The sequence below is a fragment of the Pseudomonas triticifolii genome (assembly GCF_014358015.1).
GTDB classification, from domain to species: Bacteria; Pseudomonadota; Gammaproteobacteria; order Pseudomonadales; family Pseudomonadaceae; genus Aquipseudomonas; species Aquipseudomonas triticifolii.
This window is the reverse complement of record NZ_JACONV010000003.1, coordinates 39,930-62,608: the sequence shown is the minus strand read 5'-3', so window position 1 is coordinate 62,608 and position 22,679 is coordinate 39,930. Positions and strand designations below refer to the sequence as shown.

Genomic DNA, 22,679 nt, shown 5'->3' with positions numbered 1-22,679 from the left:
GTCAGTTGAGCTTCTTGTTCACATCGACCAGCAAGGTCTGAATGTCTGTTTTGCGCGACGCATCCGCCTGCTCGCGGCCAGGTCTGGGTGGCGCCTTCAAGGCCTTGTTCAGGGCATCGCGGGCTTCAGCGTATTTGCCCTGGCGGTACAGGTGATCACCCCAGAAGTAGAGCGGATCGATGCCGTCAGGGTTGATTTTCAACGCTTGCTGAAGCAATTCACCGGCCTTGTCCGAATCGCCAAACGCCAGCGGCCAACCCGGCACGCGATCGTACAGTACGGCCAGGCTTGTGTAAGCCGAGCCTTGCAGGGCAGTAGGATCAATGCTCAGCGCTTTTTCCAGATCAGCCTTGGCCTGCTTGGCTTTTCCCAGCGCGCCGAGGCCCGCCCCTTGGGCGCTGGCCCAACTGCTGTTGACGATCCCGGACCAGATCCAGGCTTCGGCCGCCGTCGGGCGATCCTTGACGAAATCGGTCGATTGCGTCGCCAGCTTTTCGAAGGCGGCGGCACGCTGGTCTTTGGGCAGGTCGTACTGAATCCGCCTCCAGTCCTGCTGGATGGTACTCAGGCGTTGCTGGTCAGGGGCATCCAGGGCAGCCCAGACGGGCAGACTGATCAGGCCGACGAAGGCCAACACGATTCTTTTCATAGGGTCTGCTTCTCTTGCGGGTGAGTACTGCTCAGACGACGGATCAAGGGTAGGTGTTTACGCAGGCCTCGATCGACCAGCGTAGGCAAAATGCTGTTGAGCCGTACGAAAAAACGCTCCGGCCACCCCAGGTACAGGTCGCGACGATCTCCGGCGATGGCATGCACCACGGCGTGCGCCACATGCGCCGGATCATCGACGCCGGACTTGAGCGCCTCGTTCAACGCCTGCGCTGCCGGGCTGTTCATCGTGGTGCGTGTCGCTCGGGGGGCAACGTACAGGACGCTGACACGCGTATCTGCCAGCTCGCGGCGCAGTGCTTCGGAAAAACCGCGCAAGGCAAATTTGCTCGCGCAGTAGGTCGCGTAACCCGCGTGGCCGATGGAGCCGTAGGTCGAGCCGACATTCACCACCATGGCCTGTTCGGCCTGTCTGAGCAGAGGCAGCATCGCGCCCGTCAACTGAATCGGCGCGTGCAGATTGATCATCAGCATAGCGTCGATGTCGCTGGATGGAAGCTGATCCAGCATTGCGAAATGGTTGGTGCCTGCTGCGTTGATGAGCAGATTGACGCCCTGTAGCGCCTGCGCCTTTGTCACGACGCGTCGACGGCCTTCCTCGCTGCACAGATCGGCTTCGACCCAGTGCAGGGTGTGTGGGTATTGGGCGAGCAGGGCGCGCAAGGGGTGTTCGTGACGAGACACTGCCAGGACCTGTGCGCCATGGCTGCACAACGCCTCGGCAATCGCCAGGCCGATACCGCCGCTGGCACCCGTCAGTACAACGCGGGCGTCAGACAGTCGCATGAGCGATTTCCTTATGGTCTTGAGTCAGCATGCCGGGCAGTTCGCGGAACATGTCTGTGTACAGGCGATACACGATTTTCGAGGCGTGGATGACAGCCGCCTGGTCCTGCGGGTCGTCGATACGGTCCATCAGCGTGCGAAAGGTTTCCATATGACCGATGTCCAGGCTGCCATGGGAACTCAGGTAGCTGAACGCCTTGGCGGGCAGTTCCAGGTGTTCGCGGATGCTGTCGGCGGCGTGGGTCGCCAGCGCGATACTGGTGCCTTCCAGCACATTGACCATGCCGAACAGGCCCACTGGGTTGCCGCGTGCGATCAGGTCGTAGAGATACGCCACCATCAGTTCGATGGGGGTTCCCGGTGCGCCGTCGCGTACAGCGTTTGCATCCCCACCGCAGGCGCTCAGGTCGTTGAGAATCCACTGCTCGTGACCGTACTCGTCCTCAATGTACTCGCACACTGCGGCGCGCAGCCATTCCAGTCGGCTCGGCAGGCGCGCGCCACAGGCCATCATCAGCGGCACCGTGTGGCGCACGTGGTAATAGGCTTGCGACAGAAACGCCCGATAGCTCTCCAGGCTGACCTGGCCCTTTAATGCCTGGCGGATGATGGGCTGGTTGAACAGGGTGTCACGCTCTTGCTGGGTGGCGTCTTGCAGGGTCTGGAAAAAACTCATGATGAAATACCTTCGGCAGGGTTCGACGAAATGAACAGGGAGCGGTAGTGATCGAGAATGGCGTCGCGACGAGGCCGGCCATTGGCGGTCGCCAGACCGTTGGCCGGGCTGAACGGTTGTGTGAGCCGTGTCCAGTCGCGCACGCGGGCGTAATCCGGCAGTTGCTGGTTGGCCTGAGCCACGGCCTCGGCGAGTTGAGAGTCGGTGATGTCCGGGCGCTGCGGCCACAGCAGCGCATGGTTGTGCGCCATGGCCTCGCCGTAGACGAACGCCTGGGCGATACGCCCGCTTTGGGTGAGTTCGGCCTCGACCCATTCCGGGTTGACGTTGCGCCCGAAGCTGGTAACGAACTGATGTTTCTTCCGGCCCTTGAGGTGCAGATAGCCATCGGCGTCGAACTCACCCAGATCGCCGGTCGGCCACCACGTATCGGCAGGCGCGGGGTCGCCCAGATAGCCCAGCATGGGGACCTTGCCGATCAACACTTCGCCATCGTCGGCCAGGCGTACCTGAACATGGGGCAGCGGCTTGCCGACGCTGCCGATGCGCTGCAGGCCAGGACGATTCAGCGCTACGACCGAGGCGCACTCCGACAGGCCATAGCCTTCGAAAACCGGAAGGCCTGCGGCCTGCGCACGGACCAGCAGTTCGCGACTGACACGCGCCCCGCCTACGGCCACGAAGCGCAGCGTCGAGGCATCGAATACGCCCATCTCGCAGGCCGTGACCAGTAACAGCAGCAATTGCGGGACCAGAATCATGCTGTCGGCGCGCTGCTGGTTCAGGCACGTCAGCAGGCGTTGGGTATCGATGCCGCTGGCGCCTTGAATGCCAAGCGTCTGCTGACTCGGCAGGCTGACCCTCGCACCTGCATACAACGCTGCGTAACAACCGATGTTTTCCAGCAGGATTGCCAGTGGCAACAGGGTCAGGTGATGCGTCGGTTGCAACGGGCGGCTGGCTTCGTACAGCTCGCGGGCAACGGTCAGGACACTGTCGGCGCTCAGGCATACGCCTTTGGGCGTGCCGGTCGTGCCCGATGTGAACGTGAGTTTGGCAGTGCCTGGCGGCATCTTCGACTCTGCGCTGAAGGCGCGACGCCAGAACAGCGTGCCGTTTTCAGCATGAGCCTGGTAATGCGCCGCCTCAAGTTGCGCATGGTGCGCGGGGTCCGCGATGACCAGGTCGGCCTGGCTCTGCTCCAGGCAGTGCAGTTGCTGGCTGACGCTGAAAAACGGCGGCAGGGCGACGCAGCTCAAGCCTTCGAACAGAATGGCCAGGTCCCACAGCAAGGCGTCAGGGCTGTTGCCCAGCAGCAGTGCCACGACGCGGGTGCCAGCCTGTTGCAGTTGTTGGCGGCGCTGCTGGATCTCGACGAGCAGTGCGTCGTAACGCACGTCCACCGTGTCGCCTTTAAGCGCTATCTGTCCGGGCTGTTCGTGAGCGAACCTTTCCAGTCTGTTCCAGAACATTTCACGTTCATGCGACATGGCAACGCTCCTCCAGCGTCAGCGGCAGGCCGAAGCGTTCGAACACACCGGTATGACTCAGGTGCCGAAAGCCTGCGCCGATGTCGCCGACATGCACGCTGGGCTGGGTCTGGTAGTAGTTGCCCCACGCGTGGCGCTCGTCGCCCAGGCGCAGCGGATCGGCCGGGCCCAGTGTGACCGGGCACAGGCCCAGCCGGTTGAAACTGTTGACCAGCGCGGTGTTGCCGGTGAACGCCACCCACTCAAGTCCGCACACCGCCAGCAGCCAGGTCACGGTGATGATGCTCAGCCGCGCGCTGCCCAGTGAACTGGCGGCCAGGTTGCCGACTTCGACAATGGCCCGCCGCTCGACCGGACGCCCTGCAGCCATACGGACCTGCTGCTCAATGGGCTCATCCAGATAACGCTCCAGAAACAACTCCCCGCTGGCTGCCAGACGAGCACCGGCCACGGCGCACAGTGCTCCGCTGCCGTCGCTGAGCCCGAACAGTTCAGGCATGAAGTGCCGAACGTCGGCGTTGTGGGCTTTCTGGAAACGGGTCTGAATAAAGGTTTCGCAGGCAAGGCGCTGAGGGTCGTCAGTCGTTGCACGGGAAAGGATCAACGGTGCAGCGTCGGGATTGCCGAACTGCAGCGGCAGGCAAATGTTCCAGTCGATATCAGGCATTGGTGAGGTTCCTCCCCCAGTCAGCGAGTGAGGTGGAGTATCGAGTTGGTTTCTTAACGGAATCTGAAGGTGAACAAAAATCCCGTACGGGCGTCCCAAAATGCGCCATAGGCTGTGTCCCGCCAGCGTCTGTTTCGATGGCGCGATCGGGTGGAGCCAGTGCTTTGCCAAACAAAATCAGCCGTTGGTGGTAAAGAAACTCGGCCCCGGCGCTCGAAACCGTTACGCTATGCAGCTGTATTTTTGTTTTTCGTCGAGGTAGCACCCGTGTTTTCCGAATTCGCCCTGCACGAACGCCTGCTTAAAGCTGTGGCCGAGCTTAAATTTGTCGAGCCTACGCCCGTGCAGGCAGCGGCCATTCCGCTGGCATTGCAAGGGCGCGACCTGCGGGTGACTGCGCAGACCGGTAGCGGCAAGACAGCCGCTTTCGTACTGCCGATCCTCAATCGCCTGATCGGCCCGGCCAAGGTTCGCGTGGACATCCGCGCCGTGATCCTGCTGCCGACCCGCGAGCTGGCTCAGCAGACCCTGAAAGAAGTCGAGCGCTTTTCGCAGTTCACCTTCGTCAAGGCAGGCCTGGTCACCGGCGGTGAAGACTTCAAGGCTCAGGCCGCCATGCTGCGCAAGGTGCCGGACATCCTGATCGGTACGCCGGGTCGCCTGCTCGAACAACTCAACGCGGGCAATCTGGACCTCAAGCATGTTGAAGTGCTGGTGCTGGACGAAGCCGACCGCATGCTGGACATGGGCTTCTCCGAAGACGTCGAGCGTCTGGCGGGTGAATGCGCCAGTCGCGAGCAGACCATGCTGTTCTCCGCCACCACCGGCGGTGCGGGCCTGCGTGAAATGATCGGCAAGGTCCTGAAGGATCCCCAGCACCTGCAGCTCAACAACGTCAGTGAGCTGGCTTCCGGCACGCGCCACCAGATCATCACCGCTGACCATAATGTGCACAAAGAGCAGGTCCTGAACTGGTTGCTGACCAACGAGACCTACCAGAAAGCCATTATCTTCACCAACACCAAGGCCATGGCCGACCGTCTGTATGGCCGTCTGGTTGCGCTGGAATACAAGGCGTTCGTGCTGCACGGTGACAAGGACCAGAAAGACCGCAAGGCAGCCATCGACCGTTTGAAGCAGGGCGGTGCCAAGATCATGGTCGCCACTGACGTGGCAGCCCGTGGTCTGGACGTTGAAGGCCTGGACATGGTCATCAACTTCGACATGCCGCGCAGCGGCGATGATTACGTGCACCGCGTGGGCCGTACCGGTCGTGCCGGCAGCGATGGCCTGGCGATCTCGCTGATCTGCCATGGCGACTGGAACCTGATGTCCAGCATCGAGCGCTACCTCAAGCAGAGCTTCGAGCGCCGCGTCATCAAGGAAGTCAAAGGTACTTACGGCGGGCCGAAGAAGGTCAAGGCCTCGGGCAAGGCCGTTGGCGTGAAGAAGAAAAAGACCGACGCCAAGGGCGACAAGAAAAAAGTCGCCGCCAAAGGCCCTACCAAGCGCAAGACCGCCAACCGTCCCAAGTCCGATCTGGTCAGCCAGGACGGTATGGCACCTCTGAAAAAACGCAGCACCCCGGCACCTGCGGCTGAGTGATCTGCTGAAGCACACGCGCTGACCTCCTGAAGCACGGAAACGTGTGGGAGGCGGCGTTCCGGCGATGCGCTCTGTCAGACGACCCTTCAGCGTCTGACCTGGCGTCATCGCCGTCCTGTGACCCGCTGAGTAAACATGATTTTGTGTGCGGGCCGGCTGCGTTCCCTTTGTCCGCGAAAAGGCCGGTACATCTGATAGATATCCAGCGGCTGAAATACAGTATTCGCGGACAAGTTCGCTCCCACTGGTTGATGAAACCGGTTTTCAATGAGTAGGAGTGGACTTGTCCACGAAGACTGATTTTCGGACACAACACTTCGGCTGAATGTCCCGCTCCCAGCGCGGACGAGTCCGCACGAAGTTGCGCGACAGCCCTACCTCGAAGAAGGGGGGAGACACGGCGCTTACCCATTAGGTTTCGTGCCCCTGCCTGCGTATTCCCATCCCCGTCCTGCAACTCGGCATCCTGGCTGAACGGCTACACACCGTGCAGGTCACAACGTTGAGACATACGCTTGTGACTGGATGTCATGAGCCATTCATCCATGCAGGACGGAGGGTTTGACAATGACTTACAACTGGGACCTTATCGAACGTCTGCTTCATGAAGTACAGAACAGCGGTGGCGGCTCGTTTGATGCGCAGGAATACGCCACCACCCGAGCGTCAGAGGGTGAAACCGTTGCTGATCCGGGAACACTGGAAGCCGAAGCCGCTCAGCTCAAGGAGCTGTTGACCAATCGTGGTTTCATTCAGTCGCGTCTGGCAGATGAGGATGGCGGGCGTTCCGGATTCATCCTGACCCCACGTGGATCAAGTCTGCTGGCGTTGATCGACAGCAGTATTCCCGGTAACGACCACCCGCGCGAGGTGCTCGGCAGGCAGGAAGACGGTCTGGATCCGGCAACCTTCGACGAAGTGGCGTCAAAGCCGCAGGTGGCCTGATTCAACCGCTGTTGACGCGCTGCCTTGTTGGCAGCGCGTTTCCTTGATCAGGCAGCCATGCTGTAGACCTATCGGGCCGCGCCTGCGGACTTCAGGCAGTTCAGATCGGTAAAGTCCTTGCGCATGTCTGCGATGCGGCTCAGCAGACGATCACGCTGCTCCTGCGTGCTTTGCGCGGTGACGTCGACGATCAACGATATGGCTGCCTTCTCGGTCTGGTCATATGCCTTGCGATATTCCGGCGTCCAGAATGTTTCCCGATCCTGCAACAGCGCGCCGATGCGTTGTGCAAAGTCGCTGGATTGACGTTGCTGCACGGTGGCCAGGAACAGATTCTGCCAGCGCGTGCGGTTCTCGATCCAGGCCTTGTTCTGTTCACCCAGTGACGCCGACCAGGCTTGTATTCGGTCTTTCTGAGGCTGATTCAGTTTGCCAATCCACGGCGTCAGGCGCTTTTCCATGCGGTCAGCGCGCTCGGCAATCTGGCGTTCCAGAGGCTGGTCGAGGTATTTGTTCTCGCGCTTGCGCTGGTCCTTGGCAAATGCGTTCTGCATCTCCTGGACCTGCTTGTCGTCGAAGCGCGCCAGCAGCTCGACGGCCGATGGCGTGATCTCGCGGGAGATGGTGGCGATGGCTTGCCTGGCTTCGTTGGTGCGCGCTTGCAGGCCCTCATAGGTCACCTGATCGCTCTTCACCATCTCTTCCAGCTTGTCCAGCCAGTTCAGGTACTCAGGGAGCTGAGTGCTGCAATGCCAGCTCAGGTGCTGTTTGAGGCGCACATCCAGCCAGCTTTTCTGATCGGAGCTCATGTCCAGGTAGTCGCTGAGCGTCCACGGAATGATCACATCCAGATTGCGATACGCCAGCCCCACCTGATTGCATCCAGTGAGCAGCAACACGGCCATCAACATTGTACTGAAGGCTTTGAACAAAGACTGCATGACCACTCCTTGGGTACTGACTGCACAGGTTCTGTGCAGTAGAGGAGTGTAACGCGCGGTGGTTCAACCGGGTTGTTCTGTCAGAAGAACGAACGTACGGCCTTCAGGGTAAACGTGCCGTCACAGCGCGTGTTGTGGCCGCTGTAGACGCTGCAATCGCCGCCGCTAAGGCTCGATCCGCTGTAGATCAGATTCATGTCGATGCCCAGCCAGGGGCGAGACAGATTCAGCGACCAGTCATTGAAGCCGTTGATCTGTCCACCATCAGTGGCGGTCTGTGGCGTGTCGAACTGGTGGTTGGCGTATTGCATGCGTACGCCCACGCCCAGCCGCTCAATGGCGCCAAGGTCGATGAACACCGTGCTGTCACGCGAGCCCACATCGTTGCTGAAGGCTGCGCCGACCCGACTGTTCTCCATCCGTAGCCCGGCATAGAACTCGTGGCTGTCGATCTGACTGGTGTCGGGATAGCTGTAGCGAATCATCCCAAGCTCGTAACCCAGCGTGTTGTCGAAGGGTTTCTTGAAGCCCATGTAGGAATCGACTTCCAGCGCGCTGTCGGGTGTAAACCCCATGTTCGGGGCCCACTGGCCAAAATAGAAACCGCTTTCATGGGTCAGGTCCATCCCGCCATGGAAAGAACCGGAGCCGCCGCTGGGCGTCACCAGGCCCTGCGCCATGCTGCGCGTGGGGGTGGTGGCCAGTTTCAGGTCGAAGTCGCCCAGATCCCGCTCCAGAACCTGGGCAGACACAGAATGGCAGACGAATAAGGCGCTGAAGGTCAACGCGTGTAAGCGATGGCTGAGCATGGCTCACTCCTTAATGTGTCGAGGAGTGTGGTCAGGAATGGCGTATCGAAAAATGGCTCAGGAGCCCGACACAAGCCGCGTGCTAGACCCTCGCAAGGATACCGGTGAAATCGCTGTACAGTGGACCGTTCGTCGATTTGCAGTGTGTCAGTTGGCCGCAGTCGCCTGGGCCGGAGGAATGACCAGGCCACGGATCACCACCAGCGCCTGCTCGAAGGACGGGTAGCCACTCTTGGCGACGTCCAGTTCGGCGTACTCTTTCTGGTAGCGTTCGGAGAGTGCCGGGTCGCTGATGCTCAGCTGTTGGGAGAGCAGGGCGATGGCCAGCGGATGCTTGTGCCTGGCGGCGGTCTGCAACAGATCGACAATCTGTTTATGGTCGGCCTGTTGGCGGATCAGCAGAACCGCCTGATAGAACTCGGCTTCGCCGGAGGCGTCGTCCAGTGCGGCACGGCGCAGCATGGCCTCGGCCAGTTCGTAGTTCTCACGGTTGTCTTCGCTGATCAGCAGCTTGGCCTGCAGCATGTCGTTCTGATACAGCAGGTGCCCGGCCCGGCAGGGGCTGTCGGTGAGCTGACTGTCATTGGGGCCGTTCTCGCAATGATGCGAGGCGCAACCACCCAGGTACACAAGCGCGCCGATAAGCATCCAGTTCTTCATTCGAGCATTCCGCTAATGAGACAACTACCCGAGCATGATCCGGCTCGTGGTCATAGTGATATCAAGCAAGAGAGTAGCAGCGTGGCGGGAGGAATATCCAGAGAGGGTGTTCAATCTAGCGCCTTGAGCGTCAAGGCGCATAGAGATCGACGGGCGAAGCGGGGGGTTACTTCTTGCCGAGGTTGATCTGCTTGGACGGTGCGAAAGTCTGGCCACTCACGCCTTTGGCGATTTGCTGGATTTCGCCGCCGGACTTCAGGAAGGCCGCAATCTGTGCGTTGATCGAGTCGCTCGTTTCAACGGCTGGTGCGGGCTTGGCTTTCGAGTGGGATGCTTTGATACGCATGGCTGCCATTTACCTTCATAAACGTAATACGGCCAGCCATCGTACAGGAAACGCTTGCTCATTGCTTGGTCAATACGTTAACCACATGACGCGCCCGCAAGCGTCAACAAGCGTCAATACGCCTCATCATTCTGATCGGAGCCGCTAACCGACTGTTTTGATTGCAAAGTCTCTGCGTCCTGTTCAGAGGATGATCAATCTTCGGTCGGCTGGCCGGTGTGCCCGGCCGACGAGCGGGTCTGCTCAGTGCGCCGCAGGCCTGGCATCTTGCACCGCGAATGCCGACGCAAAGTCGGGTAGAATGCGCCCCACGCAATGAGGGTAATCTGCACATGGCTTTAATCGGGCGCTACAACAGCTTGCAAGTGGTCAAGCACACTAATTTCGGTCTGTACCTGGACGGCGCGCAGGATGGCGAAATCCTTCTGCCCAATCGTTACATCCCCAAGGATGTGCCCAGCGAAGATGAAGACTGGCTCAACGTTTTCATCTATCTGGACAGCGAAGACAAGCTGATCGCCACCACTGAGAAACCCAAGGTTCAGGTGGGCGAGTTTGCGAGCCTGAAAGTGGTCGAGGTCAACAGTATCGGCGTGTTTCTGGACTGGGGCTTGCCCAAGGACCTGTTGCTGCCGTATTCGGAAGAGAAGCGCACGCTGCAGGCGGGTGACTATTGCGTGGTGCATGTCTACCTGGACAAGCACACCCGCCGCATCACCGCCACGGCGCGTCTGGATCGCTATCTGGACAAGACCCCGGCCAACTACAGCGTGGGTCAGGAAGTCGATCTGCTGGTGGCCGAAGCGACCGACATGGGCTTCAAGGCAATCATCAACAACAAGCACTGGGGCTTGATCCACAAGAACGAAGTGTTCAAGTTCATGCGCGCCGGCAAGCAGGAAAAGGGGTTCATCAAGGAAATCCGCGCAGACGGCAACATCAGCCTGAGTCTGCAGCCGGTCGGTGCAGAAGCGGCAAGCAGCCTGAGCAACAAGATTCTGGCCAAACTGCGTGAGAACAATGGCACGTTACCCGTCAGTGACAAAAGCGATCCGCAGGTGATCAGCGGGCTGTTCGGCGTCAGCAAGGGCAACTTCAAGAAAGCCATTGGTGCGTTGTACAAACAGGGTCAGATCGTGATCCACGCCGATCGCATCGACCTGGTCTGATGGCGATGAAGTCTGACCGCGCAGCCTGGATGGCAACGCGGGTCAGACCCGGGCGGACAGCCTGTCGATTTCCTGCTTCAAGCGATTGAACGGCAGCGTGCCGTTGAAGACCCTCGCCTGCTCCAGCGACTGGTCGCTGCGCCTCAGCAATGCCACCGGTACAGCCCTCAGTCCAAGCTTCTGCGCGAGCGTCTGGTCATCCAGTACGGCTTTTTCGTACTCGCTGTCGATCAGCGCCTGTTCCAGCGCCTGCTTGTCCAGTCCTGCCGTGTGACCCAGTTCAAGCAGGTTCGGCGTTTCGCCGATATCCAGCCCGTCCTCAAAAAATGCCTTGAACGCGCCTTTGTGGAACGCAGCAAAACGGCCCGCCGTTTTGGCGAAGGCTGCGGCCTCAAGCACCTTTCGGCTGCGTGGCTGGACAGTGGGCATCCTCATGACGACTTGACGTTTATCCGCCATGGGCAGCACGGAACGTGACCAGGTGGCACGCAGGTAATCGGCATTGGGATCAAGCATGGCGAGCGGGGCAGGACGCAGTTCGAAGGCGTGCCAGTTGAATTCAAGCTGCTCGCCATAGCTGTTTTGAAGTTGTTCGAGCACCGACAGTTGCAGATAACAGAAGGGACAGACGTAGTCGCTCCAGACATCGATTTTAAAAAGACCTACAGTGTTCATTCACCAGACTCCTTAACGCTAGTAAACACTGACCCCCGTGATGCCTTAAAAGTCCTGCCGTTCAGAGGATCATTTTCCGCTCCCTGTCGGTCATACCTTCATACGGGGGCTCTTTGCCTTCGAGCTCATCAAGGAAGCCTCATGAAAATGCCTCTAAAAACGATCGTCGCAGCCTACCTGGGGACGCTGCTGGCGTTTCTGATACTCGATGGACTCTGGCTGGGTGTACTGATGGGGCCGACGTATCGCGAGTGGCTGGGCCCTTTGATGCTGGAGACGCCTGTAATCGGCCCGGCAGTCGCGTTTTACCTGTTGTATGGCGCAGGCGTGGTGATATTTGGCGTGATACCGGGCCTCAAGGAGCAACGTCTGGGACGTGCCACGGTGTGCAGTGGGCTGTTGGGGCTGATTGCCTATGGCACCTATGACTTGACTAACTGGGCGACGCTGCAAGGCTGGCCCGCGCAGCTGGCGCTGATTGACCATGCCTGGGGCACCGTGGTGTCGGCACTGGCGGGAACGGCGGGGTATCTGGCGGCGCGTCGGTTTGGCTGACAAACCGCGCCGACTGTATCGCCGGCAAGCCGCCTCCCACAATCTGGCGTTTACCATGAAGCCAGGCTGTGTCAGCGACATCGAAATGCCGTTGAGAATGCGCGTAACGTATTGAATATAGGCAATTTTATGTGGGAGGCGGCGTGCCGGCGATTCGGTTGCTCAAGCCACTCGTGAGCGACTGACACAGTTCCATCGCCGACACGCCGCCCCCCCGCAATCCAGCGTTCGCTGCACGATCAATCCTGCAGAAAGCCTGCAAAACTTAGGTTGCTGCCCTTGGGGCGCATGTCCTTGAGCCAGGAGTCCTTGTCGGCGCTCAGTTCCAGGCTGACGGTAGGTTTGCGCTTGTCGGCGTTGCGCACTTCAAGGCCTTCCATGTGATCACGCATGAACACGGTCGTCACTTTCAGGTGCAGCAACTGGTCTGTCTCAGGGGTGTGCAGCAGCAGATGCAGCCACTCGTACTGGCCAACCTGCAGACGCGGGACGGGCAAGTCGAACCACCAGATATTGCGTTTGTGGTCGAGCACGGCGAAATGGGTGTTGTTGACGCCCAGCACAGCGCCGCCCAGTTCCTGGTTTCTGCGTGCAATGGCCAGCTTTTTATCGAGTTTCATAACGTTCCTGTGAATCGGTTTGTTCAGCGTGCCGGACTCTGCGGGCAACGATGCCGCGCATTCTCGCACAAAGTCTGCCCGGCGCTCGCTGCGAAGCAGACAAATGCAGCTGAACCGGACTGCAGACGAACGGCAATCGTGGCTCGAAAAATACTTGAAACTCTTCGCAAACGGCGCAGGTCAACCTTTATGTCGAGTACGACATCCGAATTCTATGTGGTCTTCAGACCCGGGAGATACACCCATGAGCAGCACTGGCGATAAAATCAAAGGCATGGCTAATGAAGCAGCTGGTAACGTCAAGCAGGCTGTCGGCAAGGCGACCGACAACACCAAGCTGAGGGCTGAAGGCAAGGCGCAAGAACTCAAGGGCGAAGGCCAGCAGGCCAAAGGCGAAGCCAAGGATGCCATCAAAAAAGGTGTCGACAAGGCGTAAGCCTGGCTTTTCCCGAGTCTGAAATCGGGAGAAGAACAATGCAGATAACGGTCATCTCCGGATGGCCGTTATGCATTCTGCTCTACAAAACTGAAACCTTTTACCGCCCGTCAAGTCAATGTGACATCGGTGCCCGTGCAGGTTTGTCATTGAATTGACAGATAATTGCAGCGATACCCGGTCTTGAGGTTGTAAGGTGTTCCAGTAAGGGAGCGAGAGGAAACGCCATGATTTTCCCCCATTTACGTCAACTGTCGGTTGGCAAAGTGCTGGTACGCACCGTCAATGAATTTCTCGACGACGAGATGTCCACGTATGCGTCGGCACTCGCGTATCAAATGCTGTTTTCCCTGTTCCCGTTTCTGCTTTTTCTGATCGCACTGATCGGCTTTCTGCACCTGCCTGACTTTTTTTCGTGGTTGCGTCTGCAATCGGAGCTGGTCCTGCCGCCGCAGGCGCTGGAGCAGGTCAATCCGGTGATCGACCAGTTGCAGCAGTCCAAAGGTGGCTTGCTCTCCATCGGTATCTTCATTGCGCTGTGGACCGCTTCGGCGGGTGTACGGCTGATGATGAGCGCCATGAACGCTGCCTACGACGTGGTCGAAGGTCGGCCGATCTGGAAGCGCTTCCCATTGTCGATTTTCTATACCGTGGGTATCGCCGGCATGTTGCTCGCGGCGGCAGCCTTCATGGTGCTCGGGCCGCAGGTGATGAACTGGATTGCCGCGCAGATCGGCATGGAAGATTTTATCGTCACGCTGTGGACCATCCTGCGCTGGCCTGCAATCATTCTGCTGCTGATGGTCGCTGTGGCACTGATCTATTACGTGATGCCTGACGTGAAGCAGGAGTTTCGTTTCATCACCCCAGGCTCGGTATTGGCGGTGGTGGTGTGGATCGTCGCTTCGCTGGCATTCGGTTTCTACGTCAAGACCTTCGCGGACTACAACGCCATGTACGGCAGCATTGGCGCAATCATCGTGCTGCTGTTGTATTTCTACATCTCGGCAGCCGTGCTGTTGCTCGGCGCAGAGATGAATGCTGTCATTGAACACATGTCGGCCGAAGGCAAGGAAGCGGGGGAGAAGGAAGCGGGTGATGGCGGCGGCGAAGGCACTGAGAAACAACATGTCTCGGGCCTGGGTCGTGACCATTCCGTGCCCTTGGCCAAGGCTGACGAAACCTGATTTATTTGTGCAGCGTGGGCTTGCCCGTGTTCAATCCATACGTTGAGAGGCCTGGTTCGTGATTCATAAGATCCTGAAAATGGGCGACCCACGCCTGCTGCGCATAGCCCCGCCGGTGCCTGAAGAAATGTTCGGCAGCCAGGACCTGAAGACGCTGATTGCCGACATGTTCGAAACCATGGAAAGCGTCGGCGGCGTCGGGCTGGCAGCGCCGCAGATCGGCGTCGATCTGCAACTGGTGATTTTCGGTTTCGAGCGTAGCGAACGCTATCCGCAGGCCGAGGCCGTACCGCAGACCATCCTGATCAATCCGGTTATCACACCGTTGTATCCGGCGGTGGAAGAGGGCTGGGAAGGGTGCCTTTCAGTGCCGGGGCTGCGCGGCATGGTCAATCGTTTTCAGAGTATTCGTTACGAAGGTTTTGATCCGGACGGACAGCCCATCCAGCGCGATGCCTTCGGTTTTCATGCGCGCGTCGTGCAGCATGAATGCGATCACCTGATTGGCCGTCTCTACCCTTCGCGCATCACCGACTTCAGCAAATTCGGCTTCATGGACGTGATGTTTCCCGACATGGACCCCAACGCTGACGAGTAACCCGTGCCGTCATGCATCCCTGCACAGCGCCACCAGCGCCTTGGTGCGACTGTAGCGCATCAGTCGCTCGCCCAGCGGCAGTGGCAGGCGTTGTGCCGGTTCAAACCCTAAGGGTTGATAAAACGCCAGTAACTGCGGATCGCAGAACAGCCAGACCGGACCGTTGAGTGGCTGGAGAGCTGCATTGATCAGCCGCTTGGCGACCGCCTGACCACGTTGCTGCGGGGCGACGAACAGACTGGTCAGCCAGTGCCCGTCTGCAACAGGCGTCAGACACACTGCGCCCACGATTTCCTGCTGTTTCGCTACCCAGGCCTGCCCCTTGCCCGCAGCGCGCATCGACGACTGGTGCTGGCGATAAAACTTGCCCAGCAGTGGGCGGCATTCGTCGGGCAACGGCATGAAGTGTGTATCAGGCATGAGAAACCGCTCACAGGCGTGGAAAAGACGGGCTGCATCATACAGCTCGGCAGCTAGGGTTGATGAGGTGGTCAGGTATATGACTACAACTTATTACACCGAGCCGATGTCGATAGGCTTGAGACATCTTGTCCACTACCCGCACCTTGAGGTGATCATGAAATCCATAACACGACTTGTGGGCAGTTCGCTGCTGGCGCTGGGCCTGCTCGGGCAGCCCGTACTGGCAGCCGACAAGGCCGAACCCATCCTGTTCGGCGCGCTCACCTGGGAGAGCGGCAGCTTGATCACCGAAGTGCTGCGCACGCTGGTCGAGAAAGGTTATGGCTACCGGACCGATACCTTGCCCGGCAGCACCGTCAGTCTGGAAACCGCGCTGGCCAAGAACGACATTCAAGTGATCGCCGAAGAATGGACCGGTCGCAGCCCGGTGTGGGTCAAGGCCGAAGCCGAGGGCAAGGTGTTCGGGCTCGGCGATACCGTCAAAGGTGCAACCGAAGGCTGGTGGGTGCCCGAGTACGTCATCAAAGGTGACGCTGCCAAGGGCATCAAACCGCTGGCGCCTGAGCTGAAAACCGTTCAGGACCTGGCGCGCTACAAAGATGTGTTCAAGGACCCGGAATCCCCTGACAAAGGCCGCTTCCTCAATAGCCCGAGCGGCTGGACGTCGGAAATCGTCAACACCCAGAAACTCAAGGCCTATGGCCTGGATGACAGCTTCGTCAACTTCCGCACAGGTTCCGGTGCGGCGCTGGACGCCGAGATTGCCTCGTCCATTCGCCGTGGCAAACCGGTGTTGTTCTATTACTGGTCGCCGACGCCTTTGCTGGGTAGCTACAAGCTGATCAAACTTGAAGAGCCACCGTTCAACGCCGAGGCCTGGAAGACCTTGACCGATGCCAGCAATACCAACCCCAAGGGTTCTGCCTCGCTGGCTGCCAAGTTGTCCATCGGCGTCTCGGCTCCGTTCAAAGAGCACCACCCGGAGCTGGTGAGTTTCTTCACGAAAGTCGACCTGCCGATTGACCTGCTTAACAAGACGCTGGCCGAGATGACTGAAAAACGCACTGACCCAAGCGTCGCTGCGCAGGCATTTCTCAAGCAGCATCCTGAAGTCTGGAAGGCCTGGTTGCCGGATGATGTGGCCGCGAAGGTCAGCAGCGCGCTGTGACGGGCTCATGATTACGATTAGCACTGAACGCCTCATGCTGCGCGACTTCGAGGTCGCTGATGTGCCCGCGTTGGCCGTGATACTGGGCGATGGGCAGGTGATGCGCTATTCGGTGCGCGGCGTACTCAGCGAGCACGCCACAGGCGATTTCGTGCGCAACTGCCGGCATGCCTACAGCGTCGACGGGTATGGTCCGCAGGCATTGGTTGAATCCGCCTCGGGCCAATTGGCCGGGTTCTGCGGTTTGAATGCCGAGCTTGTGGACGGCGTGATGGAGGTGGAAATCGGCTATCGCCTGGCTCCGTCATTCTGGGGACGAGGCCTTGCCAGCGAAGCGGTTCAGGCGACGTTGCGGCATGGTTTTGAAACCCTGCGACTTGAATCGGTGATCGGCATCGTCCAGCCGCAGAATGCCGCATCGGTCAAGGTGCTGCTCAAGGCCGGGTTCAGTGACTATGTGCATAGCCAGTACCATCGCCTCGGAGTGCGTATTTATCGTCTCGATCAGGCGCAGTGGCAGGCGCGACATTGCTGAGAGCGGCACAGGTGTGCGGTATGCGACGTGGTGTGTGGTAAAGCCGGCGTTAGCTGTTAAGTTCGTCAAGTACCGATGTTTTGCCTGGGAGGGCCTGATGGGTGAAAGCAAGCAGGGCTCGCGTGTCGCAATCAAGACGGGCCTGGCGCTGATCGCCTGCCTGCTGGTTGACGGCACCCGGCAGGTGCATGCCGACGAGGTGGACGATACGGCGCTGGCTTTCGTTCAGGAACGCAAGCTGGGCGACGGCCTGGCCTGGCTGGGTTATCAGGTCGCCTCAAGAACCGCTACGTTCGCCAGTCTGGTGAATCAGGTCGGCAAAACCGAGGCGCAGGAGCTGGTTCAAACCGAGCTGCAGCGCCTGCAACCGACGTATCAGACCGAGTGGGACCGTAATCTCGCAGCCGCTTACGCACATTCCTTCACGGCCGATGAGTTGCGCTCGCTGAGCCAGGGGGATGGCTCATCGTCGGTGGTGAATAAATTCAGAGCCCGTAACATACAGGTCAGCGCCGAGATGAAGTCCAGCTCTTCCGAGCTGCTGGGGCGCTACGTCAGCAAGGCCCTTGGCAACGCTCAACAGGCCCTGAATTAATCCAACGCAATGAACAGTGAGGCAAACCATGGACCCATTCATGCAGGCTGCAATTGACGAAGCCAGACAAGGGCTCGAAGAGGGTGGAATCCCTATCGGTTCAGTCATCGTCCATGACGGCAAGATCATCGGCCGGGGCCATAATCGCCGGGTTCAGGAGGGAAGCGCCATCAAGCATGGCGAGATGGACGCCCTGGAAAACGCAGGTCGGCATCCTGCCAGTGTCTATCGCGAGGCGGTGCTGTATACGACCCTGTCACCCTGCGCGATGTGCAGCGGTGCGATTCTGCTGTATGGCATCCGCAAGGTGATCGTCGGCGAGAACCGGAGCTTCATGGGTGAGGAAGCCTTGCTGCGCTCACGTGGCGTACAGGTCGATGTACTCGATGATTCGACCTGCGAGCACATGATGCAGGGCTTCATCGCCAGCAAACCTGAGCTGTGGAATGAGGACATCGGGGAGTAACGCGCCAGTCGCGCGGCTTTATTTGCCCGTCTGGCTGGATAATGACTGGACTGCGGGTCGTGCCACGCCGAACAGCGCAACGTTGCTCAACGTATGTTCATCGCCGGTCAGCCTGATTGGCGCGGTACCGCCCGGCATGACCACTTCCACAAGGCCTGCCTGAATCCGCCCGGCTTTCCATGCTGCGCAGGCTACCGCGCTTGCGCTGGTGCCTGACGAGGCAGTCGCGCCTTCGCCTCTTTCGAATACACGCGCCTCGATACGGTTGGGATCGGTCACGCTCGCCCACTGCAGGTTCACGCCTGCCGCACAGGGATCGCCCAGTCCTACATCGCCGTCGGAAAACGCAATCCTGGCCAGCGCTTGATGCAGTTCCGGCGTCTGCAGTCGGGCGAAGGAAGGCAGGTGTTCGGGGGCACAGACCAGTGTCACGCAATGCGGATTGCCGATGCGCACAAAGACGCTTTGCGACCATGCCTCGTCAATGTCGCTCAAACGTTCGACGCGGTTTACCGGCGCGCCCATGAACATTGCCTCTGAAACGCCGGGACCCTGCGCGCTGACCGCCTCTGGTCCGAACTGCGGACGGCCCAGGTCGAGCCAGAAACCCGCAACGCCATCCATCGTCGTCGACTGGACCCACGTCTGGACGGGGGACGCTGCGTCCGTCTTGTCGTGATGTACCCTCAGTGTGAAAGGCTGCTCGTTGCTGACCAGACCCTGATCGGTCAGCGCCTGGGCAAAGATGGTCAGGCCATTGCCGCTGCGTTCGGCCAACGTGCCGTCGGTGTTGACGATCAGCAGGTCGAACGGTGCAGTGTCCTGAAACGGGCCGACCAGCAATCCATCGGTGCTGTGAGTGTTCCCCGATGCGTTCAGCGAATGCTCTTCAAGCGCGCAAACCTGCTGTACGGCGAGACCCGTCCAGTCCTTGCGCGACGAGGCTGCTGTCTCGACTGATTCCGGAAGCGGTATGCCCATCGCGCGCAGTGTCTGGGGCGTCACCACGGCGTAGACATTACCGCGGGCATCATAAATTCTGCTCATGCCGCTTACGCTCTTTTTTTCCACTTGCAAGAGATTCATCATAAGCGTTGTTCGTGCCATTAGTTTGCCGCTAACGATGATAATCTCGCTTCATCACTGTTGATGCACGTGTGACCTGCTGATGCACAGTCGTTTTTCTGGGGTTCTTTATGTCGGTCCAACAGCGCAATAACGTCAAGATCATGGGCGATGGACCGACCACACTGATCTTTGCCCACGGTTTTGGTTGCGACCAGAACATGTGGCGCTTCATGGCACCTCACTTTGCCGAACATTTCAGGGTGGTGCTGTTCGATCTGGTCGGCAGCGGGCAATCCGATACGTCGGCCTATTACCCGCACAAATATGCCTCGCTCAAAGGGTATGCCACCGACCTGCTGGAGTTGGCCGATGAGTTCGGCGGTTCTGGGCCGATCATTCATGTCGGGCATTCGGTCAGCGGCATGATCGCGGTGCTGGCCGAGCTTCAGTCGCCCGGGCGTTTTGCCGGTCACATCATGATCGGCCCGTCGCCGCATTACCTCAACGATGGCGATTATATGGGCGGCTTCACCCGTGCGGACGTCGATTCATTGTTGGAAACGCTGGAAAGCAATTACCTGGGCTGGTCCAGCACCATGGCGCCAACCCTCATGGGGGCGTCCGACCGTCCCGAGTTGGGTGAAGAGCTGGCCGACAGTTTCTGCCGCACCAATGCCGATATTGCCAAGCAGTTCGCGCGGGTGACCTTTTTGTCCGACCATCGCGCAGATGTGGCGCGTTTCAAGGCCAGGACGTTGATACTGCAAAGCAGCGACGATCTGGTCGTGCCCGTTCAGGTCGGGGAGTACCTTCATGCGACGATTGCGGACAGTACCCTTCACATGATCGACAACGTCGGTCACTACCCTCATATGAGTGCGCCGCAAGAATGCATCAACGCGATCAACCAGTTCCTCGACTCCCTCGGGAGTTCTGCGCATGGACGTTGAGCCGATACCACCGCGCGACGTCGAACAGCTTTATGAACATGCGCCCTGCGGGCTGATGGTCACCCAGGTCAATGGCACCATCGAGCGCGTCAACGAGACGTTCTGTCTCTGGCTGGGCATGACGCGCGAGGCGTTGATCGGGCGTCGCTTTCAGGACTTGCTGAATGTGGCCGGCAGGGTGTTTCTGCAGACTCACTGGGCACCGTTACTGCAAACCCAGGGCTCGATTGCCGAAGTGAAAGTCGAGATCACCCACGCCGATGGCCGCTCCATACCGATGATGCTCAATGCCGTGCGCCGTGAGCATCCGCAGGGCGTGCGTCATGAGCTGGCGGTCTTTCTGGCCGAGGAGCGTAACAAGTACGAGCGCGAATTGCTGGCCTCGCGCAAGATGGCCGAGGAGTTACTGCAGCAGCAGATGTTCGTGCAGACAGAGTTGACCTCCGCACGAAACCGCTTGCGTCTGGCTCATGCCGAAGCCGAGATACGGGCTATTTTTGCCGAGCAGATGATCGGCATTGTCAGCCATGACCTGCGCAACCCGCTGACGGCGATCAAGATGGCAGCCGGCCTGCTGGACCGTACTGCGCTCGAGCCCCGGCAGGAACGCATTCTGGGCCACATCCATCTCTCGACCGACCGGGCCGACCGCATGATTGTCGATCTGCTGGACTTTACCCACGCCCGGGTCGGACGCGGTATCTCGCTGTCGACCCAGCCGATTGATCTGCATGCAATCGTTGCCAAGGCCGTCGAAGAGCAGCGTCTGGCTTATCCGGGACGGGTGATCACTCATCTCACCGAGGGGCAGGGTGCCTGTACGGCCGATGTGGATCGTCTGCTGCAAATGATCGGTAATCTGGTGAACAATGCCGTGACTTATGGTGCACCCGACAGCGAGGTCGTTGTCACATCGGCTTTCGAAGCGAATGTTATCAAGGTGTCAGTGCATAACAGAGGCGAGCCGATCCCGGCGCACAAGATCGAAGGCCTCTACGAACCTATGGTCCACGTAGCTGGCAGCGGCGATGAAACCCGTACCGTCGGGCTCGGATTATTTATTGTTCGTGAGATCGTTCGGGCTCACATGGGTGATATCAGCGTTCGCTCTTCTGCCGAAGAGGGAACGACGTTCACCGCAACTTTTTCGCGCCCGGCTGACTGAATCAGATTGTAACGTTATAGAGATCCATTCAAATGAATGGTTTATGGTGCTTGCGTGAGCGAAGCACCTTCGCGCGTTGTGCGTCCTGTCTGGAACGTTCATCTCCGATTGGCGCCGGGCGTCAAGGTTTCACAAACGGTTATATACAAAACGTTCAGCGCGTCTAAAATGTTGCGTCATGCACAACACTTCAAAGTTTGGTTACAGGTCGGACATGCAGCAATCCATTGCAAACGATGTAGCCACCATAGGTCGGATCAGTGCGGTTCCTGCCATCCTGCAAGTCGTGACCGAGTCCACCGGTCTGGGCTTTGCTGCCGTTGCGCGCGTGACACAAACGTCGTGGACCGCCTGCGCTGTTCTGGACAAGCTCAATTTTGGTCTGCAAGCCGGCGGCGAGCTGGAGTTGAGCAGTACGATCTGTCATGAAATCAGCCTGTCCCATGAGCCAGTGGTGATCGACCATGTGGCTCAGGACACGCGATTCTGCGAGCACCACACACCGCGCACGTACAATTTTCAGAGCTACATATCCGTCCCGATCTTTCTCGGCGATGGCCGGTTCTTCGGCACCATCTGCGCGCTCGATCCCAAGCCCGCCAAAATGATCGGCACACCGATCCTGGCCATGATGGAGTCGTTTGCGCGTCTGCTGGCTCTGCAGCTTGAGGCCGAAAAAGACATGCAACAGGTGCAGGCCGACCTGCTGGCCGAGCGCGAAGTGTCAGAGTTGCGCGAGCAATTCATCGCCGTGCTGGGCCATGACCTGCGTAACCCGCTGTTTGCCATCAATGCCAGCGCTGAACTGCTGCTGCGTCTTCCGCTGGACGATAAGGGGCAGCAGATCGTGCAGCACATTCTGACGTCCGGAAAGCGCGCGTCGCAACTGGTGGATGACGTGCTCGACTTCGCCCGAGGTCGATTGGGGCACGGTATTCCGTTGAGCATTCATGATGCGCAAGGCCTTGATGCAACGCTTGAACACGTGGTCTCAGAGGTTCAGCGGGTACATCCGTCACGGCAGATTCGCTCGCAGATCGGCACGCTGGAGCTCATTCGCTGTGATCACGAGCGGATTGCGCAATTGCTGTCCAATCTGGTTTCCAATGCGATCAGCCATGGTGATGCGGCAAGCCCCGTCGATGTGGTGGCGCTGGTCGATGGCGGCTCGTTTCTGCTCAGCGTGACCAATCAGGGCGCGCCGATACCCGAGTCAGTGATGGGACAGTTGTTCCAGCCGTATTCACGCCCAGTGACGGACGAACCCCAGGCCGGTCTTGGGCTTGGCTTGTACATTGCCAGCCAGATCGCCGTGGCACATGGCGGCACGCTTGAGGTGTGTTCAACGCGCGAGCGCGGCACAACCTTCACGTTCAGCATGCCGCTGGTGTCGGTTTCCCGGTCGTCGCTTGCAGGTGCCCGATAAGAAACGACGGCCTCATGCTCGACGTTTCGGTGCCCCGCTGACCATCCTT

General features: G+C 59.3%; 27 protein-coding genes. 14 read left to right on the top strand and 13 right to left on the bottom strand.

Annotated features, from left to right (window positions below):
- Position 1: 1 nt before the first annotated feature.
- The 5 genes from H8S56_RS07670 to H8S56_RS07650 are packed head-to-tail and all read right to left on the bottom strand — an operon-like array spanning position 2 to position 4,288.
- The gene (locus H8S56_RS07670) at positions 2 to 649 is read right to left on the bottom strand and encodes a tetratricopeptide repeat protein (RefSeq protein ID WP_024685751.1); all 648 of its coding nucleotides are present in this window, start codon (positions 647 to 649) and stop codon (positions 2 to 4) included.
- The gene (locus H8S56_RS07665; RefSeq protein ID WP_024685752.1) at positions 646 to 1,455 is read right to left on the bottom strand and encodes an SDR family oxidoreductase; all 810 of its coding nucleotides are present in this window, start codon (positions 1,453 to 1,455) and stop codon (positions 646 to 648) included. Before H8S56_RS07665 ends, H8S56_RS07670 begins: the two co-directional genes overlap by 4 nt.
- On the bottom strand, positions 1,442 to 2,131 hold the full coding sequence (locus tag H8S56_RS07660) for a TenA family transcriptional regulator (protein ID WP_024685753.1): 690 nt from the start codon (positions 2,129 to 2,131) through the stop codon (positions 1,442 to 1,444). The genes H8S56_RS07665 and H8S56_RS07660 overlap by 14 nt, the downstream gene beginning before the upstream one ends.
- The gene (locus tag H8S56_RS07655) at positions 2,128 to 3,621 is read right to left on the bottom strand and encodes an AMP-binding protein (RefSeq protein ID WP_187518297.1); all 1,494 of its coding nucleotides are present in this window, start codon (positions 3,619 to 3,621) and stop codon (positions 2,128 to 2,130) included. Before H8S56_RS07655 ends, H8S56_RS07660 begins: the two co-directional genes overlap by 4 nt.
- Positions 3,611 to 4,288, bottom strand: a complete 678-nt coding sequence (locus H8S56_RS07650) for a thermostable hemolysin (RefSeq protein ID WP_187518296.1) — start codon at positions 4,286 to 4,288, stop codon at positions 3,611 to 3,613. The genes H8S56_RS07655 and H8S56_RS07650 overlap by 11 nt, the downstream gene beginning before the upstream one ends.
- 267 nt (positions 4,289 to 4,555) lie before the next feature.
- Between H8S56_RS07650 and H8S56_RS07645 the strand changes: the two genes are divergently transcribed.
- Positions 4,556 to 5,893, top strand: coding sequence for a DEAD/DEAH box helicase (locus tag H8S56_RS07645; RefSeq protein ID WP_159372209.1), 1,338 nt, complete (start codon positions 4,556 to 4,558; stop codon positions 5,891 to 5,893).
- Positions 5,894 to 6,460: 567 nt separating this feature from the next.
- Entirely contained in the window at positions 6,461 to 6,838 is a 378-nt protein-coding gene (locus H8S56_RS07640; protein WP_024695502.1) for a hypothetical protein, read from the top strand.
- Between the two features lie 68 nt (positions 6,839 to 6,906).
- On the opposite strand, the gene H8S56_RS07635 is transcribed toward H8S56_RS07640, so the two are convergent.
- The 4 genes from H8S56_RS07635 to H8S56_RS07620 all read right to left on the bottom strand — a co-directional run bounded on the left by H8S56_RS07635 (position 6,907) and on the right by H8S56_RS07620 (position 9,603).
- Positions 6,907 to 7,779 carry a DUF6279 family lipoprotein gene (locus tag H8S56_RS07635; protein ID WP_024695503.1) on the bottom strand — a complete coding sequence of 291 codons (873 nt, stop codon included), beginning with the start codon at positions 7,777 to 7,779 and terminating at the stop codon, positions 6,907 to 6,909.
- 80 nt (positions 7,780 to 7,859) lie between these two features.
- Complete coding sequence (locus tag H8S56_RS07630) at positions 7,860 to 8,588, bottom strand: TorF family putative porin (RefSeq protein WP_024689141.1); 729 nt, start codon at positions 8,586 to 8,588, stop codon at positions 7,860 to 7,862.
- Between the two features lie 147 nt (positions 8,589 to 8,735).
- Complete coding sequence (locus H8S56_RS07625; RefSeq protein WP_024695504.1) at positions 8,736 to 9,248, bottom strand: hypothetical protein; 513 nt, start codon at positions 9,246 to 9,248, stop codon at positions 8,736 to 8,738.
- Positions 9,249 to 9,414: 166 nt separating this feature from the next.
- Positions 9,415 to 9,603, bottom strand: a complete 189-nt coding sequence (locus H8S56_RS07620) for a hypothetical protein (RefSeq protein ID WP_002554403.1) — start codon at positions 9,601 to 9,603, stop codon at positions 9,415 to 9,417.
- A 323-nt stretch (positions 9,604 to 9,926) separates the two neighbouring features.
- Between H8S56_RS07620 and H8S56_RS07615 the strand changes: the two genes are divergently transcribed.
- Entirely contained in the window at positions 9,927 to 10,763 is an 837-nt protein-coding gene (locus H8S56_RS07615; protein ID WP_187518295.1) for a CvfB family protein, read from the top strand.
- Positions 10,764 to 10,805: 42 nt separating this feature from the next.
- On the opposite strand, the gene H8S56_RS07610 is transcribed toward H8S56_RS07615, so the two are convergent.
- Positions 10,806 to 11,438 carry a DsbA family oxidoreductase gene (locus tag H8S56_RS07610; protein WP_024689144.1) on the bottom strand — a complete coding sequence of 211 codons (633 nt, stop codon included), beginning with the start codon at positions 11,436 to 11,438 and terminating at the stop codon, positions 10,806 to 10,808.
- A gap of 141 nt (positions 11,439 to 11,579) precedes the next feature.
- On the opposite strand from H8S56_RS07610, the gene H8S56_RS07605 reads away from it, so the two are divergent.
- Entirely contained in the window at positions 11,580 to 11,993 is a 414-nt protein-coding gene (locus H8S56_RS07605; RefSeq protein ID WP_024695506.1) for a DUF2177 family protein, read from the top strand.
- Between the two features lie 239 nt (positions 11,994 to 12,232).
- On the opposite strand, the gene H8S56_RS07600 is transcribed toward H8S56_RS07605, so the two are convergent.
- The gene (locus H8S56_RS07600) at positions 12,233 to 12,613 is read right to left on the bottom strand and encodes a hypothetical protein (RefSeq protein WP_073170293.1); all 381 of its coding nucleotides are present in this window, start codon (positions 12,611 to 12,613) and stop codon (positions 12,233 to 12,235) included.
- A 244-nt stretch (positions 12,614 to 12,857) separates the two neighbouring features.
- On the opposite strand from H8S56_RS07600, the gene H8S56_RS07595 reads away from it, so the two are divergent.
- The 3 genes from H8S56_RS07595 to def all read left to right on the top strand — a co-directional run bounded on the left by H8S56_RS07595 (position 12,858) and on the right by def (position 14,834).
- A complete protein-coding gene (locus tag H8S56_RS07595; protein ID WP_073170295.1) occupies positions 12,858 to 13,049 on the top strand; it encodes a CsbD family protein in 192 nt (63 codons plus the stop codon).
- A gap of 227 nt (positions 13,050 to 13,276) precedes the next feature.
- Positions 13,277 to 14,236, top strand: coding sequence for a YihY/virulence factor BrkB family protein (locus tag H8S56_RS07590; RefSeq protein WP_024686843.1), 960 nt, complete (start codon positions 13,277 to 13,279; stop codon positions 14,234 to 14,236).
- Between the two features lie 58 nt (positions 14,237 to 14,294).
- Positions 14,295 to 14,834, top strand: a complete 540-nt coding sequence (gene def, locus H8S56_RS07585) for a peptide deformylase (protein WP_187518294.1) — start codon at positions 14,295 to 14,297, stop codon at positions 14,832 to 14,834.
- A gap of 9 nt (positions 14,835 to 14,843) precedes the next feature.
- Here def and H8S56_RS07580 read toward each other — a convergent pair whose 3' ends face one another.
- Positions 14,844 to 15,254, bottom strand: coding sequence for a GNAT family N-acetyltransferase (locus H8S56_RS07580; RefSeq protein ID WP_024686841.1), 411 nt, complete (start codon positions 15,252 to 15,254; stop codon positions 14,844 to 14,846).
- Between the two features lie 157 nt (positions 15,255 to 15,411).
- Between H8S56_RS07580 and H8S56_RS07575 the strand changes: the two genes are divergently transcribed.
- The 4 genes from H8S56_RS07575 to H8S56_RS07560 all read left to right on the top strand — a co-directional run bounded on the left by H8S56_RS07575 (position 15,412) and on the right by H8S56_RS07560 (position 18,021).
- The gene (locus H8S56_RS07575) at positions 15,412 to 16,425 is read left to right on the top strand and encodes an ABC transporter substrate-binding protein (RefSeq protein ID WP_024686840.1); all 1,014 of its coding nucleotides are present in this window, start codon (positions 15,412 to 15,414) and stop codon (positions 16,423 to 16,425) included.
- Positions 16,426 to 16,432: 7 nt separating this feature from the next.
- Positions 16,433 to 16,960 (top strand): GNAT family N-acetyltransferase, encoded by a 528-nt coding sequence (locus H8S56_RS07570; protein WP_187518293.1) that lies wholly within the window; start codon positions 16,433 to 16,435, stop codon positions 16,958 to 16,960.
- A 97-nt stretch (positions 16,961 to 17,057) separates the two neighbouring features.
- Positions 17,058 to 17,555, top strand: a complete 498-nt coding sequence (locus tag H8S56_RS07565) for a hypothetical protein (RefSeq protein ID WP_024695510.1) — start codon at positions 17,058 to 17,060, stop codon at positions 17,553 to 17,555.
- A 28-nt stretch (positions 17,556 to 17,583) separates the two neighbouring features.
- The gene (locus H8S56_RS07560; RefSeq protein ID WP_024686837.1) at positions 17,584 to 18,021 is read left to right on the top strand and encodes a nucleoside deaminase; all 438 of its coding nucleotides are present in this window, start codon (positions 17,584 to 17,586) and stop codon (positions 18,019 to 18,021) included.
- A gap of 18 nt (positions 18,022 to 18,039) precedes the next feature.
- Here H8S56_RS07560 and H8S56_RS07555 read toward each other — a convergent pair whose 3' ends face one another.
- The gene (locus H8S56_RS07555) at positions 18,040 to 19,068 is read right to left on the bottom strand and encodes a diaminopimelate epimerase (RefSeq protein WP_187518292.1); all 1,029 of its coding nucleotides are present in this window, start codon (positions 19,066 to 19,068) and stop codon (positions 18,040 to 18,042) included.
- 149 nt (positions 19,069 to 19,217) lie between these two features.
- On the opposite strand from H8S56_RS07555, the gene H8S56_RS07550 reads away from it, so the two are divergent.
- From H8S56_RS07550 to H8S56_RS07540, 3 genes are all read left to right on the top strand, one after another.
- On the top strand, positions 19,218 to 20,039 hold the full coding sequence (locus tag H8S56_RS07550; protein WP_187518291.1) for an alpha/beta fold hydrolase: 822 nt from the start codon (positions 19,218 to 19,220) through the stop codon (positions 20,037 to 20,039).
- Positions 20,029 to 21,204, top strand: a complete 1,176-nt coding sequence (locus tag H8S56_RS07545) for a PAS domain-containing sensor histidine kinase (protein ID WP_408003783.1) — start codon at positions 20,029 to 20,031, stop codon at positions 21,202 to 21,204. The genes H8S56_RS07550 and H8S56_RS07545 overlap by 11 nt, the downstream gene beginning before the upstream one ends.
- Positions 21,205 to 21,418: 214 nt before the next feature.
- Positions 21,419 to 22,630, top strand: coding sequence for a GAF domain-containing sensor histidine kinase (locus H8S56_RS07540; protein ID WP_187518290.1), 1,212 nt, complete (start codon positions 21,419 to 21,421; stop codon positions 22,628 to 22,630).
- Positions 22,631 to 22,679: the final 49 nt, after the last annotated feature.

What these genes read in the sequence shown, in the direction of transcription:
- H8S56_RS07590 (WP_024686843.1), top strand. Translation starts at nt 13,277, where the DNA reads ATGATTTTCCCCCATTTACGTCAACTGTCGGTTGGCAAAGTGCTGGTA.
- H8S56_RS07545 (WP_408003783.1), top strand. Translation starts at nt 20,029, where the DNA reads ATGGACGTTGAGCCGATACCACCGCGCGACGTCGAACAGCTTTATGAA.
- H8S56_RS07640 (WP_024695502.1), top strand. Translation starts at nt 6,461, where the DNA reads ATGACTTACAACTGGGACCTTATCGAACGTCTGCTTCATGAAGTACAG.
- H8S56_RS07670 (WP_024685751.1), bottom strand. Translation starts at nt 649, where the DNA reads ATGAAAAGAATCGTGTTGGCCTTCGTCGGCCTGATCAGTCTGCCCGTC.
- H8S56_RS07620 (WP_002554403.1), bottom strand. Translation starts at nt 9,603, where the DNA reads ATGGCAGCCATGCGTATCAAAGCATCCCACTCGAAAGCCAAGCCCGCA.
- H8S56_RS07565 (WP_024695510.1), top strand. Translation starts at nt 17,058, where the DNA reads ATGGGTGAAAGCAAGCAGGGCTCGCGTGTCGCAATCAAGACGGGCCTG.
- H8S56_RS07625 (WP_024695504.1), bottom strand. Translation starts at nt 9,248, where the DNA reads ATGAAGAACTGGATGCTTATCGGCGCGCTTGTGTACCTGGGTGGTTGC.
- H8S56_RS07555 (WP_187518292.1), bottom strand. Translation starts at nt 19,068, where the DNA reads ATGAGCAGAATTTATGATGCCCGCGGTAATGTCTACGCCGTGGTGACG.
- H8S56_RS07575 (WP_024686840.1), top strand. Translation starts at nt 15,412, where the DNA reads ATGAAATCCATAACACGACTTGTGGGCAGTTCGCTGCTGGCGCTGGGC.
- H8S56_RS07580 (WP_024686841.1), bottom strand. Translation starts at nt 15,254, where the DNA reads ATGCCTGATACACACTTCATGCCGTTGCCCGACGAATGCCGCCCACTG.
- H8S56_RS07550 (WP_187518291.1), top strand. Translation starts at nt 19,218, where the DNA reads ATGTCGGTCCAACAGCGCAATAACGTCAAGATCATGGGCGATGGACCG.
- H8S56_RS07560 (WP_024686837.1), top strand. Translation starts at nt 17,584, where the DNA reads ATGGACCCATTCATGCAGGCTGCAATTGACGAAGCCAGACAAGGGCTC.
- H8S56_RS07655 (WP_187518297.1), bottom strand. Translation starts at nt 3,621, where the DNA reads ATGTCGCATGAACGTGAAATGTTCTGGAACAGACTGGAAAGGTTCGCT.
- H8S56_RS07630 (WP_024689141.1), bottom strand. Translation starts at nt 8,588, where the DNA reads ATGCTCAGCCATCGCTTACACGCGTTGACCTTCAGCGCCTTATTCGTC.
- H8S56_RS07610 (WP_024689144.1), bottom strand. Translation starts at nt 11,438, where the DNA reads ATGAACACTGTAGGTCTTTTTAAAATCGATGTCTGGAGCGACTACGTC.
- H8S56_RS07635 (WP_024695503.1), bottom strand. Translation starts at nt 7,779, where the DNA reads ATGCAGTCTTTGTTCAAAGCCTTCAGTACAATGTTGATGGCCGTGTTG.
- H8S56_RS07570 (WP_187518293.1), top strand. Translation starts at nt 16,433, where the DNA reads ATGATTACGATTAGCACTGAACGCCTCATGCTGCGCGACTTCGAGGTC.
- H8S56_RS07665 (WP_024685752.1), bottom strand. Translation starts at nt 1,455, where the DNA reads ATGCGACTGTCTGACGCCCGCGTTGTACTGACGGGTGCCAGCGGCGGT.
- H8S56_RS07615 (WP_187518295.1), top strand. Translation starts at nt 9,927, where the DNA reads ATGGCTTTAATCGGGCGCTACAACAGCTTGCAAGTGGTCAAGCACACT.
- H8S56_RS07540 (WP_187518290.1), top strand. Translation starts at nt 21,419, where the DNA reads ATGCAGCAATCCATTGCAAACGATGTAGCCACCATAGGTCGGATCAGT.
- H8S56_RS07650 (WP_187518296.1), bottom strand. Translation starts at nt 4,288, where the DNA reads ATGCCTGATATCGACTGGAACATTTGCCTGCCGCTGCAGTTCGGCAAT.
- H8S56_RS07660 (WP_024685753.1), bottom strand. Translation starts at nt 2,131, where the DNA reads ATGAGTTTTTTCCAGACCCTGCAAGACGCCACCCAGCAAGAGCGTGAC.
- H8S56_RS07595 (WP_073170295.1), top strand. Translation starts at nt 12,858, where the DNA reads ATGAGCAGCACTGGCGATAAAATCAAAGGCATGGCTAATGAAGCAGCT.
- H8S56_RS07600 (WP_073170293.1), bottom strand. Translation starts at nt 12,613, where the DNA reads ATGAAACTCGATAAAAAGCTGGCCATTGCACGCAGAAACCAGGAACTG.
- H8S56_RS07605 (WP_024695506.1), top strand. Translation starts at nt 11,580, where the DNA reads ATGAAAATGCCTCTAAAAACGATCGTCGCAGCCTACCTGGGGACGCTG.